The organism is Bacillus sanguinis (assembly GCF_018332475.1).
In the GTDB taxonomy this organism is placed as follows: Bacteria; Bacillota; Bacilli; order Bacillales; family Bacillaceae_G; genus Bacillus_A; species Bacillus_A sanguinis.
Genome location: NZ_BOQB01000054.1, coordinates 13458 through 30939, shown reverse-complemented (window position 1 = coordinate 30939; position 17482 = coordinate 13458). Strand labels below are relative to the sequence as shown.

Annotated in this window: 18 protein-coding genes; 1 reads left to right on the top strand and 17 read right to left on the bottom strand. The window is 36.3% G+C overall.

The window, feature by feature from the left end; all coding sequences use genetic code 11:
- Nucleotides 1-230 precede the first annotated feature (230 nt).
- From spo0A to accB, 14 genes are all read right to left on the bottom strand, one after another.
- On the bottom strand, nt 231-1025 hold the full coding sequence (gene spo0A, locus KI369_RS07535; protein WP_144612689.1) for a sporulation transcription factor Spo0A: 795 nt from the start codon (nt 1023-1025) through the stop codon (nt 231-233).
- A gap of 287 nt (nt 1026-1312) precedes the next feature.
- Nucleotides 1313-2611, bottom strand: a complete 1299-nt coding sequence (spoIVB, locus tag KI369_RS07530) for a SpoIVB peptidase (RefSeq protein WP_212955571.1) — start codon at nt 2609-2611, stop codon at nt 1313-1315.
- Nucleotides 2612-2729: 118 nt separating this feature from the next.
- Complete coding sequence (recN, locus tag KI369_RS07525; RefSeq protein WP_212955570.1) at nt 2730-4469, bottom strand: DNA repair protein RecN; 1740 nt, start codon at nt 4467-4469, stop codon at nt 2730-2732.
- A 267-nt stretch (nt 4470-4736) separates the two neighbouring features.
- Nucleotides 4737-5186, bottom strand: coding sequence for an arginine repressor ArgR (gene argR / locus KI369_RS07520; RefSeq protein WP_001032581.1), 450 nt, complete (start codon nt 5184-5186; stop codon nt 4737-4739).
- A 142-nt stretch (nt 5187-5328) separates the two neighbouring features.
- Nucleotides 5329-6168 carry a TlyA family RNA methyltransferase gene (locus tag KI369_RS07515; protein ID WP_212955569.1) on the bottom strand — a complete coding sequence of 280 codons (840 nt, stop codon included), beginning with the start codon at nt 6166-6168 and terminating at the stop codon, nt 5329-5331.
- A gap of 3 nt (nt 6169-6171) precedes the next feature.
- Nucleotides 6172-8064 (bottom strand): 1-deoxy-D-xylulose-5-phosphate synthase, encoded by a 1893-nt coding sequence (gene dxs, locus KI369_RS07510; RefSeq protein WP_212955568.1) that lies wholly within the window; start codon nt 8062-8064, stop codon nt 6172-6174.
- Between the two features lie 301 nt (nt 8065-8365).
- Nucleotides 8366-9256 (bottom strand): polyprenyl synthetase family protein, encoded by an 891-nt coding sequence (ispA, locus tag KI369_RS07505; protein ID WP_212955567.1) that lies wholly within the window; start codon nt 9254-9256, stop codon nt 8366-8368.
- Complete coding sequence (gene xseB / locus KI369_RS07500) at nt 9256-9486, bottom strand: exodeoxyribonuclease VII small subunit (RefSeq protein WP_000428423.1); 231 nt, start codon at nt 9484-9486, stop codon at nt 9256-9258. Before xseB ends, ispA begins: the two co-directional genes overlap by 1 nt.
- Nucleotides 9476-10834: an exodeoxyribonuclease VII large subunit gene (xseA, locus tag KI369_RS07495; RefSeq protein WP_212955566.1), complete on the bottom strand. Its 1359-nt coding sequence runs from the start codon at nt 10832-10834 to the stop codon at nt 9476-9478. Before xseA ends, xseB begins: the two co-directional genes overlap by 11 nt.
- A 26-nt stretch (nt 10835-10860) precedes the next feature.
- A complete protein-coding gene (gene folD / locus KI369_RS07490) occupies nt 10861-11721 on the bottom strand; it encodes a bifunctional methylenetetrahydrofolate dehydrogenase/methenyltetrahydrofolate cyclohydrolase FolD (protein ID WP_000226737.1) in 861 nt (286 codons plus the stop codon).
- Between the two features lie 23 nt (nt 11722-11744).
- A complete protein-coding gene (gene nusB / locus KI369_RS07485) occupies nt 11745-12137 on the bottom strand; it encodes a transcription antitermination factor NusB (RefSeq protein ID WP_212955565.1) in 393 nt (130 codons plus the stop codon).
- Nucleotides 12138-12484: 347 nt separating this feature from the next.
- On the bottom strand, nt 12485-12877 hold the full coding sequence (locus tag KI369_RS07480; RefSeq protein ID WP_000807630.1) for an Asp23/Gls24 family envelope stress response protein: 393 nt from the start codon (nt 12875-12877) through the stop codon (nt 12485-12487).
- 22 nt (nt 12878-12899) lie between these two features.
- Nucleotides 12900-14252, bottom strand: a complete 1353-nt coding sequence (gene accC / locus KI369_RS07475; RefSeq protein ID WP_061677463.1) for an acetyl-CoA carboxylase biotin carboxylase subunit — start codon at nt 14250-14252, stop codon at nt 12900-12902.
- A gap of 16 nt (nt 14253-14268) precedes the next feature.
- Nucleotides 14269-14757 carry an acetyl-CoA carboxylase biotin carboxyl carrier protein gene (gene accB, locus KI369_RS07470; protein WP_212955564.1) on the bottom strand — a complete coding sequence of 163 codons (489 nt, stop codon included), beginning with the start codon at nt 14755-14757 and terminating at the stop codon, nt 14269-14271.
- 469 nt (nt 14758-15226) lie between these two features.
- Here accB and KI369_RS07465 point away from each other — a divergent pair, with 469 nt between their 5' ends.
- Nucleotides 15227-15421 carry a DNA recombination protein RecO gene (locus KI369_RS07465; RefSeq protein WP_212955563.1) on the top strand — a complete coding sequence of 65 codons (195 nt, stop codon included), beginning with the start codon at nt 15227-15229 and terminating at the stop codon, nt 15419-15421.
- Nucleotides 15422-15519: 98 nt separating this feature from the next.
- On the opposite strand, the gene KI369_RS07460 is transcribed toward KI369_RS07465, so the two are convergent.
- From KI369_RS07460 to spoIIIAF, 3 genes are read right to left on the bottom strand one after another with little or no spacing between them, the layout of a single operon-like run.
- Nucleotides 15520-16176 (bottom strand): SpoIIIAH-like family protein, encoded by a 657-nt coding sequence (locus KI369_RS07460; RefSeq protein ID WP_212955562.1) that lies wholly within the window; start codon nt 16174-16176, stop codon nt 15520-15522.
- A gap of 15 nt (nt 16177-16191) precedes the next feature.
- Nucleotides 16192-16854: a stage III sporulation protein AG gene (gene spoIIIAG / locus KI369_RS07455; RefSeq protein WP_212955561.1), complete on the bottom strand. Its 663-nt coding sequence runs from the start codon at nt 16852-16854 to the stop codon at nt 16192-16194.
- On the bottom strand, nt 16844-17476 hold the full coding sequence (gene spoIIIAF / locus KI369_RS07450) for a stage III sporulation protein AF (RefSeq protein ID WP_098760808.1): 633 nt from the start codon (nt 17474-17476) through the stop codon (nt 16844-16846). Before spoIIIAF ends, spoIIIAG begins: the two co-directional genes overlap by 11 nt.
- Between the last annotated feature and the right edge of the window lie 6 nt (nt 17477-17482).

Here is a 17482-nt window from a genome sequence, read left to right as displayed (position 1 = left end):
CACTTTAAATACTTTGCATCACAATGAAGCAAAAAGTTTTCAACATTCATCTGAAAGTTATTCATACGACAAAAAACCTCCTAGCTATTGGAATTATAATTTCAATCCAATAAAATAGAAGGTTTTTAAATTAACCGCCAATTACCTATGTACTTTATTGTCTACATACGTAATTCGCTGGTTTTTAAATTTTGTTATAAAATACACTTAACATCTTGATACGCCTATTCTCAACTAGCCTTATGTTCAAGTCTCAGCTTATCCGCAACCATTGCGATAAACTCAGAATTCGTAGGTTTTGCTTTTGACATGGATACTGTATAACCGAATAAGGACGAAATAGAATCGATATTCCCACGACTCCACGCTACTTCAATTGCGTGACGGATTGCACGCTCAACGCGGCTTGCTGTTGTATTATATTTCTTTGCAATATCTGGATACAATACTTTCGTAATAGATCCAAGTAATTCAATATCATTATACACCATAGAGATTGCTTCCCTTAAGTACATATATCCTTTAATATGAGCAGGTACACCAATTTCATGAATGATACTCGTAATGCTCGCATCTAAGTTTTTCGGCTTTCCATCTATTGTCGTTGCTGAACGGAAAGATGGAAGTGGACGTTTAATAGTAGCGTTCGCTTTACCGCTTACTTGACGAATATGGCTCGTTAAATTCTCCATATCAAATGGTTTTAATATGAAATATGAAGCACCTAAGTCAACTGCTTTTTTCGTCACATCTTCTTGTCCAAATGCTGTCAACATAATTACGCTAGGCTGTCTTAACCTTTCAATATGTCGCATTTTCTCTAGTACAGCTAAACCATCTAAATGTGGCATAATAATATCTAATACGAGTACATCAGGCTGCTTATCTTTTAATAAATTTAAACACTCTTGACCATTATAAGCAGTACCGATTATTTCCATATCATCTTGAGCAGCTACATAACTCTCTAGCATTGATACTAATTCTTTATTATCATCCACAAGACATACTTTAATTTTCTCCACAGCTTTTCCTCCCTTACCGAATCGATTCTCCGACATGTGTATCCTTCTAGGCTACATGAATTGTTCGACAATTGTGTGAAAATTCCCTTTTAAAGTTTGTTACTTTCCGATAAAATCACAAAAAAATATGTTTATCGTTCATTTATTCCCTTTCGCAACACATTCCATCATAGAAATACAACGAAACGTTCAACCCTTTTCTTTTATTTTACAACAAAAAACATCTCTTGCGGAGCTTTTACACAATTTCAACGAATTTTTCAAAAGAAAAGCGAGCTAATTATTAATTAGCTCGCCTTTCTTTCTTGTTCATAAATGTTAATTCCAGCCTCATGTAACATCCATTCAATATGAACACCATATCCTGAAGTTGGATCATTTACAAATACATGTGTAACAGCACCAATTACTTTCCCATTTTGTACAATTGGACTTCCGCTCATACCTTGTACGATACCACCCGTTTTCGCTAATAAACGTTTGTCTGTTACTTTTATTACCATACCTTTTGTAGCCGGGAATTTTTGCGGTACTGTACTAACAACTTCAATATCAAACGATTCCACTTTATCTTTATCAATAACTGTTAATATTTTTGCCGGCCCCTCTTTAACTTGATGAGATAGTGCAATAGGCATTGCTTTATCCATTACGCCATTTGGTATATTCGTATTCAATTTCCCGAATATACCAAATGGACTATTTATTGTAATATTACCAATCACTTCACGATCTGGTGAGAACCTCGCTAATTTCTCTCCTGGATTCCCATGACTACCTCTTTCAATTGATGTAACTGTCGAACGCATAATTTGTCCATCTTCGACTTGAATGGGCTTTTTCGTATCGTTATCAGAAATAACATGACCAAGTGCCCCATATTTCATAGAATTAGGATGAACAAATGTCATTGTTCCGATTCCAGCTGCCGAATCACGAATATATAAACCAATGCGATAAGACGATTCTCCACTGTCTTTTTGTGGTGTTAACTTCGTGCGGATATGCTTTCCATCTCTTAACAAAACAAGATTAAGCGGTTCACCTGTTTCACCACTATTATGAATAAATGGTGCTACATCACTCATTCTTTCAATTGTTTTACCATTAATTTCAGTAATCATATCTCCAATTTGCACACCCGCTGTTTCACCAGGAGATACTTTCCCTTTTTCAGTTTGAATTAAATGATGGCCTACAACAAGTACCCCTTTTGTGTTTAACTTTACACCAATTGATTGTCCACCTGGAATAACTTTAAAATCTTTCAATACTTTCACATTTACTTTTTTCACTGGAAAACCAGCAAGTTGAAACACCATATCTGCTTCACCATTTTGATGAGAATTTACCATAAGTCCTTGTTTTTGTTCATTTGAACTTACTGTAAACACATGACGATCTGTAGATGAAGCTTTAAAAACTGGTAATGAAGCTATTTCTGATTGTTGCCCTTCAAAGACAACAAGTTGCTTCGGGGATGAAATAAACGTCCGAAGCGGTTTAAAACACCCTATAAAAACTAAAGAAACAAGGAGACAAATACCTATTATTTTGCGAAATCTTTCTAATTTCAATTTGTTCACTCTCCTCGCTCCTACCCCACATTCAGCCTCTTGGCTTCACTTTTTAATCTCTCCTTGCAGTGCTTTATTTATAACCGGAAGAATTAAGAAATCCTCATTTGAGAAAAAAAGCTATCCATTACTGGATAGCCTCTGCTGTCTGTTTAAAATGATGCGCTTGTGTAAGTAATTCTTTCGCATGTTCTGTCGTTAAATCTGTAATTTCTACACCAGAAATCATTCGAGCTATTTCTGTTACTTTATCCTCCATAGTTAAAACGGTAACTGATGTAATCGTTCGATCATTCGCGACTTGTTTTCGAATAAATAAATGCGAATCTGCCATTGAAGCGACTTGAGGTAAGTGCGTAATACAAAGTACTTGTGAGTTTACTGATACTCGATAAATTTTTTCCGCAATAGCCTGTGCAACTCGACCACTTACACCAGTATCCACCTCATCAAAAATAACTGATGCAACACCTTGATGCTTAGAAAAAATGCTTTTTAAAGCTAAAATAATACGAGATAACTCTCCGCCAGAAGCGACCTTTGAAAGTGGTTTTAGCGGCTCACCTGGATTTGTTGAAATATAAAATTCCACATGATCGTATCCATCCGCCGTCAGCCTTACCGGTGCTCCCTCCACAAGAGGCTCTTCAGCATTTCCTTCTCGCTTCATGATTCTCACTTCAAATTTTGTTTTTTCCATATATAATTCTTTTAATTCCTGATGAATGGCATTTGTAAGATGCTCTGCAAGCTCATGACGCATATTACTTAACAACGTTGCTTCTTTCAGAATAACACTTTCTAATTCCTTTAACTGCTTCTTCGTCGTTTCAATATGAACGTCTTTATTTTCAATCGTAAAAATTTCTTGTTCAATTTTATCAGCATACGCTAAAATCTCTTCTACAGTATTTCCATATTTTCTCTTTAGCATACGAATTTCATTTAAACGCGTTTCAATTTCATCTAAACGATTCGGATCATATTCCATCATATCAAGCTTTTCTCTTAGCTGATACGCGACTTCTTCTAATAAGTAATAGCTATTTGCAATTGAATCATGATTTTCTTGATACATTTCATCTAAATGTGTGATACTCTCCATTTGTCCCATTGCGCTTCGTATATTATCTAATCCTTGTCCATCAGCGCTTAACGAGCGATATGCATCGCCTAGTGCTTTGTAAATTTTTTCGAAATTAGAAATTTGCAATCGTTCTTCAGTTAATTCATTTTCTTCATCCATCTTTAAATCCGCCTTACGGATTTCTTCATGCTGGAATTGAATTAAATCTAAGCGATGCGCCATTTGTTGTTCATTTTCACTTAACGATTTTAACTGTTTCTTTAACTTCTCATAGTCAGCGTATACGTTTTGGTATATACCCAATTGTTTAACAATACGCTCTCCATCAAAATGATCAAGCATAAATAAATGACGCTCTTCATTCATTAGATCTTGTGTTTCGTGCTGCCCATGAATATCAACAAGCGTTTTTCCAATTTCCTTTAATATACTAAGGGTAACCAGTTTCCCATTTACACGACATACACTTTTTCCGTTTGCAGCGATATCACGCTTCAAAATAATCATGCCGTCTTCTATTTCTATATCCAACTCTTCTGCCTTTTCAATACATGGATGCTTATCATCTTCTACATAAAATAGCCCTTCTATCTCAGCTTTTTCTGTTCCATATCGAACAAATTCCGCTGAACCACGGCCACCTACAAGTAGACTAATCGCATCAATAATAATCGATTTTCCGGCTCCTGTTTCACCACTTAAAACCGTTAACCCTTTTTGAAAAGAAATATTTAATGCCTCAATAATAGCAAAGTTTCTAATCGATAATTCCGATAACAATGCCCCATTCACCTCGTTATAAACTAATCCCCTATTAAGGGCTTTTCTCAGTTCTTTATTCAAATAGTCATACTATATGTTTGTATGTAAAAATTACTTTTCTAACCGCTCCATTGTACCAAACATTTGTTTTACGGGTCAATCCACCTATTTTCTAATTTTATTCAAAAAAAATATTATATTACAATTAAAAATTCACGTTTTTAACCAATAAAAATATCCTGTTCACTTTCCACTTTACAGAGGAAAGCAAACAAGATTTTTTTGTTACAGCATATTTAAGAAACGATCAGAGACAACACCTGTATCTTCAGGTGTACGGCAAATAATTAAGCAAGTATCATCACCACAAATGGTTCCGATGATCTCATCCCACTCTAAATGATCAATAAGTGCCCCAAGTGAATGAGCGTTACCAGGCAATGTTTTTAGCACAAGCATATGTCCTGCCGTGTCTAATTTTACAAATGAATCCACTAGATTTCGTTTTAATTTTTGTAACGGGTTAAATCGTTGATCTGCTGGCAAGCTATATTTATAGCGCCCATCATGTAATGGCACTTTCACTAAGTGTAGTTCTTTAATATCGCGCGATACTGTTGCTTGCGTTACATTAAATCCCTCATTACGTAAAATATCAACTAATTCATCTTGTGTTTCAATTTCTTTGTTCGCAATAATTTCCCTGATTTTAATATGGCGCTGACCTTTATTCATACATTTGCACCTCACACTATCTCTTACCATAGTTTAAACATTGGTATACTTCACTTATTTATGTTAACTTATAATTCGTTACTTGTACACAATTGTTTTTACAATCATTATACAATTACAACAAAAAGAGGAACAACATATGTTATTCCCCTTTCCCTTTTTGTTTTAGGACATCATGCGCCTCTGTAACTACTTGCTCAACAGAAACTGGAGAATGATTTTCGCCACTCTCACGTTCACCATGCCATTTCAGATGAATTAAAAATTCAATATTACCATCCCCGCCCGTAATTGGTGAGAATGTTAAACCTTCTACGTCGTATCCTTCTTTTACAGCAAAGTCGACAATCATTTCCACGACAGCCTCATGTACTTTTCGATCACGAACGATACCTTTTTTCCCAACTTGTTCTCTTCCAGCTTCAAACTGTGGTTTAATTAACGCTGCTACATCCCCATTAGGCATAAGCATTGTTTTTAAAACCGGCAGTATAAGCTTTAATGATATAAATGAAACATCGATACTAGCAAATTGCGGTAAACCACGTTCTAAGTCTGCTGGTGTTACATAACGGAAGTTTGTTCGTTCCATTACGACAACACGCTCATCTTGACGCAATTTCCACGCAAGTTGATTGTATCCTACATCTAATGCATATGATAATTTCGCACCATTTTGAAGCGCACAATCTGTAAAGCCACCAGTTGATGAACCAATATCTATCATAACTTTATCTTGTAAATCAAGATGAAATGTCTCTAATGCCTTTTCAAGTTTATAACCACCACGGCTTACATACGGCATCACTTGTCCCTTCACCGTAATCTCTGTATCTTGTGGGATTTTCTCTCCTGGCTTATCAAGTCTCATCTCATTCGCATATACAAGTCCGGCCATAATGGCGCGTTTTGCTTTCTCGCGTGTTTCTATAAGTCCTCGTTCTACTAATAGTACATCTACTCTTTCTTTTTTTGCACTCATTTGTTACGCCCTTTTTTGTTTTGATGGAATCATTGTATGAATACGGTCTACAACAGCATCTGTCGTCAAACCAATTTCTTCTAATAATTTTGTTACACTACCGTGCTCTATGAAACGGTCTGGAATACCCATTCGTTCAATTAACGCACTATGGTACCCGTTCTCAGACGCAAATTCAACTACTCCCGTTCCAAAACCACCGATTAAGCAAGCTTCTTCAATCGTTAAAATCGGTATATTTTTCCCTAAGAGATCATGTAAATATGCTTCATCCATCGGTTTAATAAAGCGAGCGTTCACTACTTTCACTGAAACTCCAGCCTTTTCAAGACGCTCAGCCGCTTCCATTGCCATTGGTATTGTCGTACCAAATGTTAAAATAGCCGCTTGTGTACCTTCTTTTAACGTTTCCCAAGTACCGATTGGAATCGCCTTTAATTCTTCATCCATATGAACACCAAGTCCATTACCACGCGCATAACGTAATGCGATTGGTCCATCTTCATATTGCATCGCCGTATATACTAAATGTTGCCCTTCATTTTCATCTTTTGGCATCATAAGTACCATATTCGGCAAATGACGTAAGAATGAGATGTCAAATACACCTTGATGCGTTTCACCATCTGCTCCTACTAAACCAGAGCGATCGATTCCGATGAAGACATTTAAATTTTGGCGGCATATATCATGAACAACTTGGTCATATGCTCTTTGTAAAAATGTTGAATAAATCGCTAAGAATGGCTTCATCCCTTGCGTTGCCATACCCGCTGCCATTGTTGTAGCATGCTGCTCTGCAATACCTACATCAATCATACGATCCGGGAATTCTTTTTGGAATTTCTCAAGTTTCGATCCAACAGGCATTGCAGGTGTAATTGCAACGATACGCTCATCCGTTCTCGCTAGCTTACGTACTGTATCACTAACAACAGCACTCCATGCTGGTGCAACTTCTTTCGGTTTAACGAAGTCACCTGATTCAATTTTATAAGGTCCTGTTCCATGCCAAGTTCCAATAACGTCACTCTCAGCTGGTTTATAACCTTTTCCTTTTTTCGTAATAACATGAACAAGCACTGGGCCTTTTGTTTTCTTTGCATATTGCAACGTTTCGAATAACTTTTCATAATCATGCCCATCAACTGGACCTAAATATGTAAAGCCTAACTCTTCGAAAAAGACACCAGATACTAATAAATATTTAAGACTATCTTTTATTTTCTCTGCTGTCGCAGCAACTTTCCCACCGACTGCTGGGATTTTCTTCAATATATACTCTAGTTCATCTTTTACCCAATGATATTTTCCTGCGGTACGTAGACGCCCAAGCACATTATGAAGTGCACCAACGTTTGGTGCAATTGACATTTCATTATCATTCAAAATAACAATCATGTCTGTTTTTTCATGTCCAATATGGTTCAATGCTTCTAAAGCCATTCCGCCTGTTAAAGCGCCATCTCCAATGATTGGTATAACATATTCTTTCGTTTTCTTTAAATCACGTGCTAGAGCCATTCCCATTGCAGCAGATAATGATGTCGAGCTATGGCCCGTTTCCCATACGTCGTGCTCACTCTCGCAACGTTTCGGGAAACCACATAGACCTTGATATTGCCTTAATGTGCCGAATTCTTTTGCACGTCCTGTTAAAATTTTATGTACATAGGATTGATGTCCTACGTCCCATAAAAATTTATCTTTCGGACTATCAAATAATTTATGCAGAGCAATTGTGAGTTCTACTACACCTAAATTAGGTGCAATATGTCCACCTGTTTGAGAGAGCTCTTCAATTAAAAACTTACGAATATCCTCACTCAATCCCTCTAGTTCACTGATAGACATATCTTTCAAAAAACTAGGGTTTTGAATTTGCGTTAGATCCACATGGATCACTCACTTTCATTTCATAATCTGTCAACATGTCAAATATTATAAAAAACATTTACACAAAACAAGAAATTCTCTTTTTTATTTTTCACCTTGTCCTGCTATTAACCAGTCTATTGTGCCCTAATCTTATTATAAACCATATTTCTTTAGGCGATGAAAAAAATAGCCGCTAACACGAAGTGATAACGGCAATGTAATCTACATATATTTTTGCCAATAACAAGAAAAGAAAAACCTTTTCCTACATTTATATCATAAAATGATGAATGACTCAACAAATGGAAACGCTGTTATATTAGTTATTACGTTTTGCAATCAAATCGCAAATAGATAGTAAATATTCATCTTGTAATTGCAAGGAACCAATAGCATCTTTTGCTTTTGCAATTGTTTCTTCTAAAATATCCTTTGCTCTATCTACAGTAAATAACGTCGTATATGTGCTCTTTTCGTTGGAAACATCACTACCAATCGGTTTTCCAATCTCTTCTTCGGTTCCTTCCACATCTAGAATGTCATCTCGAATTTGGAACGCTAGACCGATATATTTTGCAAAGGCAAGTAACTTTTCTTCTTGTTCTTCTGTCGCATCAGAAAGTATCGATCCTGCAAGTACAGCGAATTCAAGTAATTTCCCAGTCTTATGCTTATGAATATACTCTAGCTCATCAATTGTAAGCTGTTTCCCTTCAGCTTCCATATCTGCCACTTGTCCGCCAACCATTCCTTCTGGTCCTGCCGCTTTTGCAAGCTCAAGTACTAGTCTTACTTTTTTTTCAGCAGAGATTTCCTGTTGTTCATATGCCATAATAACTTGAAAAGCATACGTCAACAAACCATCGCCTGCTAAAACTGCCATCGCTTCACCAAATACTTTATGATTTGTGGGCTTTCCTCTTCTTAAATCATCATCATCCATACAAGGTAAATCATCATGAACTAAAGAGTATGTATGTATCATTTCAAGAGCACAAGCTGCACCTACTCCAAGATTTCTTTCTCTACCAAACGCTTGTAATGTCGCAAATAAAAGTAACGGGCGGAGACGCTTTCCACCCGCTTCCAAAGAATATGCCATCGCTTCACGAAGTACATTTGGACATTGTAATTCATTTGCATAGCTTACAAGCTTCTCTTCTACGAAAGTTTTACTTTCTTTCAAAAAAGTATCAAAAGCAACAGTCACTATGCTTCATCTCCTAAAGCAGTAAACGGTTCAAGCTCTCCATCTTCCCCAAGAATAACTGCCATTTGTTCTTGTACGTTCTTCAACTTCTCATCACAAAGCTTAGATAATTCCATACCCTCTTTAAAATAAGAGATCGCTTCTTCTAAAGGTACGTCACCTTGCTCTAGCTTAGAAACGAGATGCTCAAGTTGCGAAATTGCCTCTTCAAAGCTTAATTTATTTTCCATTATTCAATTCACGCTCCTCTATGCCTGATACGCTACAATCTAGTATTCCATCTTGTAATTGAACTGAAACAGCATCTCCAAGGCTGACATCTTTCACACTTTTTAACACTTGCTTCTCTTCATCATATACAAGCCCGTACCCTCTCATCATTACTTTAAGCGGACTTAACGCTTCAAGTTTTTGAGCAGCTCTTACAAAGGCAAATTCTTTCGTTTGAAGTAATGTTTGCATTTCACGTTGCAATTGCTTTTGCAATGTTTCAACCGCTACCTTCGTTTGAATAATCTTCTGAGATGGGTGGTGCTTCTCTAAATAAAATGAAAGCTGTTTTAACTGATTTACCTTTTTATCAATATAGCGCTCTTTCGCTAAAACAAGCTGCTCTAACGCTCTATCTAATTGCTCTTCTTTTTGCTCATATACTTGTCTTGGATAACGAAACGCATAAGATTTTTGCAATACTTGTAGTTTTTCTTCTTTTTTATGTACTAACTCTCTCATTGCTCTTTGCAATCTCAGAGTTCTTTGTAATACCTTTTCTTGTAACTCTATAATGTTAGGCGCTGCCAGCTCAGCTGCTGCAGTCGGTGTTGGTGCACGTAAATCGGCAACAAAATCCGCAATCGTAAAGTCCGTTTCATGACCTACTGCCGAAATAATAGGGATCTCACTCTTAAAGATTGCCCTTGCAACCATTTCTTCATTGAACGCCCATAATTCCTCAATAGAGCCTCCCCCTCGCCCAACGATTAGGACATCTATCTCTCCCATTTCATTCGCTGTACGAATCGCTTGTACAATTGAGGGAGCTGCTGACTCCCCCTGTACAAGTACCGGAAACACAATAATATTTCCAATTGGATAACGACGTTTAATCGTTGTTATAATATCACGAATCGCTGCCCCTGTTGGCGACGTAATCACACCTATTGTTTTAGCATAAGGAGGAATTATTTTTTTATAAACTTGAGAAAACATACCTTCTTCCTCTAAACGAACCTTTAATTGTTCGTAAGCTAAATGCAGGTTTCCGATTCCGTCCGGCTGCATGTCTTGAATATAAATTTGATAAGAACCGCTCGCCTCGTAAACGGAAATTTTCCCTTTCACAAGTACCTTCATCCCATTTTCAGGTCTGAATTTAATATTACGATTATGACCCGCAAACATAACCGCTGCGATTCTTGCATTTTCATCTTTCAATGTAAAATACATATGACCACGACTATGATTTTTAAAATTGGAAATTTCACCTTTTAACCAAACAGACTGCAAATGCGGATCATATTCTATTTTTGTTTTTATATAGCGTGTTAACGCTGTAACGGTTAAATATTGTTTCTCCATTTCTCTCTCCTCATAGCCGACTCAAATTATTTACAAACGACACCTGCACGTTTAGCAGATTCAACAGTATTATGAAGAAGCATTGTGATCGTCATTGGACCAACACCCTTTGGCACAGGTGTAATGTAACCCGCAACATCTAACACGTTGTCAAAATCAACATCACCACAAAGTTTTCCTGTTTCTAAACGGTTTACACCAACGTCGATTACAACGGCTCCTTCTTTCATATAATCAGCTGTTACCATCTTAGGTCGTCCAACTGCTACGATTAAAATATCAGCTAACTTCGTTAACTCTTTCATATTTTGCGTCTTAGAATGACAGTATGTGACAGTTGCATTTTCATTTAAGAACAATTGTCCCACGGGCTTGCCCACAATATTACTTCTTCCAATTACTACAACATGTTTTCCTGAGATATCAAGATTTGTTTCTTTTACTAATTCTACAATACCGTGCGGTGTACATGGAAGGAATGTATCTTGTCCCGTCATCATACGTCCCACGCTGATTGGGTGAAATCCATCTACATCTTTTTCTGGTGAAATTCTTTCAATGATAGCTTTTTCTTCAATATGTTTTGGTAAAGGTAATTGCACTAATATGCCATTAATACGGTCATCGCCATTTAAGCGATCGATTTCAGCAAGCAAACGCTCCTCAGTAATTGTTTCAGGAAGTTCAATTAGCTCTGAATAGATTCCCACTTGTTCACAGCCCTTTTCTTTTCCTTTTACATAAGAACGAGATGCTGGATCTTCTCCAACTAGAATAACTGCTAATCCTGGTACAATCCCTTGCTCTTTCAACTTCACAACTTCTTCTGTTAATTGTGCTCGTTTTTTCTCCGCAACTTCATTTCCTTTGATGATTACTGCTACCATTTTAAGATTCCCCCTTAAAGAAATTACAGTGTATCTTTTATATTAGATAAAACGCCGTTAATGAAACGACGAGATTCCTCATCCCCAAATGTTTTAGCAATTTCAATTGCCTCGTTAATTGTTACGTTGTGCGGAATTTCTTCCATATATTTCATTTCATACACAGCTACACGTAAAATACTGCGATCAACAATACTAATACGCTCTAGCTTCCATTTTTTTAAGTTTTGACGAATCGCTTCATCAATCACTTCTTTATTCTCTACAAAACCTACTACAAGTGATTCTAGAAACTCATTTGTTTCTTCACCTTCATCTAGCGTGTTTTCCACCGCTAATTTCGGTTCTAATTCACCTGTAATATCCATTTGGTATAATGCTTGCATAGCTCTTTCTCTAGCCGTCCTACGTTTCATTGTAACTCTCCTTTATGCTTCAAGTCTTTCCTTATGCTTTGTTATATTATTATAATTTATAAGCCGTCAATTCACTTACTCTTACAGTTTTCATTGATTTTCCAACCTTATAATACAATGATAATAACACAATTTATCGTTTCACACACGGGTTACAAGGCTGAAAAATAATAAAAAGATTAACTTCAAGTTCCATATCTTATCACAATGTACGTTTTTTGGAAAAACGAAACATTTTCTTTTTAATTTCTTTTTTTTTGAAATAGTATAATAATTAGAGGGTTTTAATTTGTGAAGAAATGAAACGATAAAAAAGATGCCTATGTTACTAGGCACCTTCTTCATTCTTACACTGGTTCGATTTCTGTTTTTTGTGTTTCGAATGTTACGCCAACGATGTGAACATTCACTTCTTTTGGCTCAAGCCCTGTCATTGTAAAGAGTGCCTGGCGAATGTTGTCTTGAATCTTTTGTGCAACAACTGGAATTGCTACGCCAAAATACATCACAACATAAAGGTCAACGATAATATCTTCGTTTGCTAATTCAACCTTTACACCTTTACCATGATTTTTCTTACCTAACTTCTCAACAACATCTGTAGCAAAATTACCACGCATTGCCGCTACACCTTCTACCTCAGCAGCTGCAATACCTGCGATTACTTCAATTACTTCTGGTGCAATTTCTACTTTACCAAGAGTTGTATCTTGACCCATATCTAACATATGTTCAGCCATGAAAAAAACCTCCTTTAATGTATCACTGCGTCACAAGTTCATGCTCTTCCAAAAATTTCGTATTAAACTCACCTTTTACAAAATCAGGATGATCTAGCAATTGCAAATGGAACGGGATTGTTGTATGTACGCCTTCAATGACAAACTCACTGAGTGCACGCTTCATTTTTGCAATTGCCTCTTCACGTGTTTTTCCGTGAACAATTAATTTAGCAACCATCGAATCATAGAAAGGTGGGATTGAATATCCCGGATATACAGCTGAATCGACGCGAATGCCAAATCCGCCTGGTGGCAAGTACATTTCTACTTTACCTGGCGATGGCATAAATTTTTTGGCAGGGTTTTCCGCATTAATTCGGCATTCAATTGCCCAACCATTAAATTGTACTTCTTCTTGCTGTAACGATAACTTTTCTCCAGAAGCAACACGAATTTGTTCTTTAATTAAATCCATCCCTGTTACCATTTCAGTAACTGGATGCTCAACTTGAATTCTCGTATTCATCTCCATGAAATAAAAGCTTTTCGTTCTATATTCATAAATAAACTCAACCGTACCAGCACCTGTATAATCAACCGCTACCGCCGCTTTAACTGCCGCCTCACCCATCTGCTTGCGAACATTTTCATCAAGTGCAGGTGATGGACTTTCTTCTAGTAGTTTTTGCAAGCGGCGCTGAATCGTACAATCACGCTCTCCTAAATGAATGGCATTTCCGTGTGTATCTGCCATTATTTGAATCTCAACATGGCGGAAATCTTCAACGTACTTTTCTAAGTATACACCAGGGTTCCCAAAAGCGGTACTAGCTTCTTGCTGTGTAATTTGAATTCCTTTTACAAGCTCTTCTTCATGGCGTGCAACACGAATACCTTTTCCGCCGCCACCTGCAGTCGCTTTAATAATAACGGGATATCCAATTTGATTAGCAAGCTCGATCGCTTCTTCGGTATTTTTAATAATCCCTTGTGAACCTGGTACAATCGGAACCCCTGCTTCTTTCATTGTATCACGAGCAACGTCTTTTGTGCCCATCTTTGAAATAGCTTCTGGACTTGGACCGATAAAAATCAAGTTACATTCACGACATAACTCTGCAAAATCTGCATTCTCTGCTAAAAATCCGTATCCCGGGTGAATAGCGTCACAGCCTGTTAACTTCGCAACACTAATAATGTTCGTCAAATTTAAATAGCTTTCTTTCGAAATCGTTGGTCCTACACAATACGCCTCATCAGCAATTTGTACGTGAAGTGACTCTTTATCTGCTTCTGAATAAATTGCGACTGTTTCAATATCCATTTCTTTACAAGCACGAATAATTCGTACAGCAATTTCCCCACGATTGGCTATTAATACTTTTTTTATCATCACAAAGACTCCCTTATTACGCTTTTACAAGAAATAGCGGTTGTCCATACTCAACAAGCTGTCCATTATTAACAAGAACCTCAACAATTTCGCCATCTACATCAGCATCGATTTCGTTAAATAATTTCATAGCCTCGACAATACATACGATAGAATCTTTCGATACTCTATCCCCTACACTTACATATGCAGGTGTATCAGGCGAAGAAGAAGAATAGAATGTACCTACCATCGGTGATGTAATTTTATGTAGGTTTTCATTTTGAACAGCTTTTTTCTCTTCTTGTTTTGGTACTTCCACTTGTGCTGCCGCTACTGTTGTTTCAACTTCGACAGGTGCTACTGGTTGCACGGCTTGTTTTGCTACAGGTGCTTGCACCGCAACAACTTCATTACCACGCTTTTTCATTTTGATTGTCGTACCATCTTTTTTGTATTCAAATTCATCAATATTAGAGCTATCAATTAATTTAATTAATTCACGAACTTCTTGAATTTTAAACATGTAAAATCCACTCCCATACTCTTGTTTGTCCCGTTTTTACAGATTCTCATTCCTAAAACTAGATTGACTGTAAAAATACGATGTACTCTATTAGAAAATGTATTTCATTTACTAATAGAAATAGTTACTATTTCCATCTTACGATAAATTTTTTAAACATTCCAATTTATATTTCTTTATAATAAATCGAAATCCCTGTAAAAATATTATTCCAATAAAAATTTATTACCTAGTAATAATACCAAGTTTCACACAAAATTGGCAAGACCACTTCCTAAAAAACATTCTTTACTTTCTCAAAATGCTACACAGTAAACGTGTCATTACCGCTCCACTCTTCACCTCATCTATAGTCAATAACATATTTTTACCAAATATTATTTTTTTGTTTACACGTCGTTCATCATTCCTTCATATAAGAATAGTATGTTCAAAGTGTAGAAAATATATTGTATCGAGGTGTGGACATATGATATGGCTCATTCTCTTCGTACCTGCCGTAATGGTTTGGGCATTCGTTCTCTTCATCCACGTCAAATCAGGAAAAAGTAATCATCGTTACCATGAACCGCTAATCTTTTACTCACAACGTATTTCCCCATTCCGAGTTGAACATAGTAAAAACAACTACAAAGACGAAACAGAAAAAAGCTATCGAAAATGATAGCTTTTTCTATTATTATTTTTATCTAACTAATTTCAAACAATCCGATTCGTAAAAACTAATAATCCGCGGGGGATTTCCCCGTGGATTATTAGTTTTTATTTTGTTGGTGGATCAAATTTCACACCTACATCTTTTGATCCGCCTTCACTTCTTACAAGCTGTATAATTTTATTTGCTTCTTTTTGTGAATGCTTTGCTGCTTTCACAGTTACTCTAATGTCAGTTCCGTCAGCTCTTACAAGGGCATCTTTATATCCTCCTTGAGACTTAATCACTGTCTCAAGTAATTCTTGCTTCGTTTCCATTGTAGTGATTGCATCAAAATTATCTTTCGCTTTACTCTTTTCTGTTGCTGAAGACTTTGCTGAATTCATTACTTCTTGTAATCTTGCTTTTTGTTCACTTCGCTGATCTTCCATTTGCATACGTAACGCTGTGAAATTTTCATCACTTGATTGAACTGTTACGTTAGCATCTTTTTTACTTGTTTCTTTGTTTGCACTCTCTTTTTTCTCTGTTTCTTTGTTTGTTTCTTTATTTGTTGTTTCCTTACTTGTACTTTCTTTTTTAGGCGTTTCTTTAGACGCTTCATTTGTTACTGCTTTATCAGTACCTTGTTTTTCTTGTCCAATCTTTTCACCTGTTGCCGGCGATGCTGTATTCATTTTGTCAGGAGTTGTTACGTAATAAACAGATAGTACAACAACTAAACTTAACATCGTTAATAACCAAACCGTTTGTTTTTTTAACACTGTATTTCCTCCCTATCAATTTTTCGGTGATACTGAAACGCGATGAGCTGGTACATCTAACAGCCGTATGACAGCTTCTTTTACCATCGCTTTAACTTGTATATTATCCACTCCTTTTGCTACAACAAGAACACCTCGTACTTTTGGTTTCTCTGTTCGTAAAACAACGGGAGTTTCTTTATCCCCTTCACGTATAATGACTGTCTTTTCATCAAGAGACTCATCTTCTACTTCCCTTTTACCGCCTGTTTTATCTGTTTCACCTGTTGTTTGTGAGCGTTTCACTGTATTTTTTTCTAATATTTTTTCCTCTGATGAATCTAAGTTCACTTTAATCGTTACATCTTTTACTCCCGCTATTTCTTCTAAGGCTGCTTTTAATTCTTGTTCATACGCTTTTTCATACTTTTCTACATTTGACATACTATCGTTCTTTTTTTGTCCGAAAGTTGGTACATCTTTTTCTTGATTTTGCGTTTTTTGTTCTTTAAATACAGGTATTTCTTCTTTTTTACTTGAAAATAAACTACTAGAAAACATAAGCAAAATTCCAAGTATGAGTAGGACAAGTAAAAACTTAGGTGTCACCTTTTTTCCCTTCTCATTGCTTTCTTTTTCATCCCCATTCAATAAGTTTCGAAAAAATGAGAACTTCGAATTTTTATCTTTATTGTCCATTTACTCTACCTGTCCTCCCTTCCATTTGAACTTGGATTTGTTTATTCTCTAGTTGCCACCTGCTTGAAAAGAAGTCTTTCATTTCTACATTCGTTTCCTCTACCTTTTTCGGCGGTTCCTTCGTGTTAATTTCAACTGGCTTTACTGTTTCAATTGCATCATTTTTACTACGTTCTTTTTCTTTCAACGTCACAACAACAGATTGAATATCTTTCGCTGACTTTACTTCCGCTGTACTTTCCGCTGCGACTATTTGTATTTCAGAGACTGTCATACCATATTTTTTTTCGAACTCTTTTCCTACTTCTTTTTTCATTTTGGTAGCCATCTCTTCTAAACTATATGCACGTGTTAGAGCTTGTATTTCTTTTTTCTTCGAATCTATTGAATTTTTTACAGATCCTTCTGCTACGTACTTCTCTTCATTAAAATTTGCGATTACTTCATTTACATCTGTTTGTAATAACTTAAAAAGAGGCGTTAAAATTAAAACAACTAATAATAGACTTACAACGAATTTAACGTACTTTTGCAAATTAGAATTTGGAAGAATAAGATGAAGCATTGTCGCTAAGAGTAAAAAAACGATAATATTTCTAATCCACTCTGTAACAAATTGCATACCCTT

Excerpts from the sequence above, each read along its gene's own strand:
- argR (WP_001032581.1), bottom strand. The coding sequence starts at position 5,186 with ATGAATAAAGGTCAGCGCCATATTAAAATCAGGGAAATTATTGCGAAC.
- KI369_RS07515 (WP_212955569.1), bottom strand. The coding sequence starts at position 6,168 with ATGAGTGCAAAAAAAGAAAGAGTAGATGTACTATTAGTAGAACGAGGA.
- xseB (WP_000428423.1), bottom strand. The coding sequence starts at position 9,486 with ATGGAAAATAAATTAAGCTTTGAAGAGGCAATTTCGCAACTTGAGCAT.
- xseA (WP_212955566.1), bottom strand. The coding sequence starts at position 10,834 with ATGGAGAAACAATATTTAACCGTTACAGCGTTAACACGCTATATAAAA.
- folD (WP_000226737.1), bottom strand. The coding sequence starts at position 11,721 with ATGGTAGCAGTAATCATCAAAGGAAATGAAGTTGCGGAGAAAAAACGA.
- nusB (WP_212955565.1), bottom strand. The coding sequence starts at position 12,137 with ATGAAACGTAGGACGGCTAGAGAAAGAGCTATGCAAGCATTATACCAA.
- KI369_RS07480 (WP_000807630.1), bottom strand. The coding sequence starts at position 12,877 with ATGGCTGAACATATGTTAGATATGGGTCAAGATACAACTCTTGGTAAA.
- accC (WP_061677463.1), bottom strand. The coding sequence starts at position 14,252 with ATGATAAAAAAAGTATTAATAGCCAATCGTGGGGAAATTGCTGTACGA.
- accB (WP_212955564.1), bottom strand. The coding sequence starts at position 14,757 with ATGTTTAAAATTCAAGAAGTTCGTGAATTAATTAAATTAATTGATAGC.
- KI369_RS07465 (WP_212955563.1), top strand. The coding sequence starts at position 15,227 with ATGATATGGCTCATTCTCTTCGTACCTGCCGTAATGGTTTGGGCATTC.
- spoIIIAG (WP_212955561.1), bottom strand. The coding sequence starts at position 16,854 with ATGGACAATAAAGATAAAAATTCGAAGTTCTCATTTTTTCGAAACTTA.
- spoIIIAF (WP_098760808.1), bottom strand. The coding sequence starts at position 17,476 with ATGCAATTTGTTACAGAGTGGATTAGAAATATTATCGTTTTTTTACTC.